Here is a 758-nt window from a genome sequence, read left to right as displayed (position 1 = left end):
TTATTAAGTTGGCACAGTAATCGCAATACCACTCACGAGGAAACGAAAAGAATTCACTTTTATCAGATTACTTCTCAGCGGAATCACAACCGTTTAATCCAAGGTAATCTCAATCAACGGAGGCTAGTTATGGCTAATACAAAAGAAAGCGCAGTTAAACCTCAAGAGCAATTTGAAGAGGCGTACCACCTTGCAGAGCAAGCCACTTCAGAAGCGGTTGGCGCCATGAAAGAACATGCCAAAGAGAAGCTGGAAGTTGGCGCAGAGAACATTCAGCAAGCGACCAAATCCGCAGAAAACGTCATTAAAGAGCGCCCGCTGTTGAGTATCGGTTGTGCATTCCTGGCAGGTTGGGCGGTCTCTAAGCTCATCAAATAAGCCTGTTCCTTACATTTCGCTCTAATCATGAAGGAAGAGTTTTATGAATGACTCCGAGCATACCATCAATGAGCGCCAAGGCTCGGCTACTGCAGACAGTAGCCGAGCCCTAAATGGGGCTAAAAATCAGGAAGTTGAACAAGCCATTAATGGGCTGCGAGCCATTTTGTCGCAGATTGACGATCTTTCGACGTCACTGCGAACGTGGTCGGGCTCGACGTTGGATTTGTTTTTGCTAGAGATGAAAGTCAACGTGGCGGCTGCGCGCCAAATCGTGATGTTCAGTATTATTTTTACGCTGCTGTCGGTGCTGTTTATCTTCAGTGTGTGTTTAGCTGCGGGTGTAGTGACGTACCACTTTACCGCTCAACTACTGCTAA

2 protein-coding genes are annotated in these 758 nt (G+C 46.7%); both read left to right on the top strand.

What is annotated here, in order from left to right; all coding sequences use genetic code 11:
- Positions 1-129 precede the first annotated feature (129 nt).
- Positions 130-378 (top strand): hypothetical protein, encoded by a 249-nt coding sequence (locus R7Q46_RS26665; protein WP_005466481.1) that lies wholly within the window; start codon positions 130-132, stop codon positions 376-378.
- 43 nt (positions 379-421) lie between these two features.
- Positions 422-758, top strand: a 337-nt coding sequence (locus R7Q46_RS26660) for a hypothetical protein (protein WP_318078154.1), incomplete at its 3' end; no start/stop codon positions are given.

Source organism: Vibrio sp. 811, from assembly GCF_033339195.1.
This window is presented reverse-complemented; position numbering and strand designations above follow the sequence as displayed.

What these genes read in the sequence shown, in the direction of transcription:
- R7Q46_RS26665 (WP_005466481.1), top strand. Translation starts at nt 130, where the DNA reads ATGGCTAATACAAAAGAAAGCGCAGTTAAACCTCAAGAGCAATTTGAA.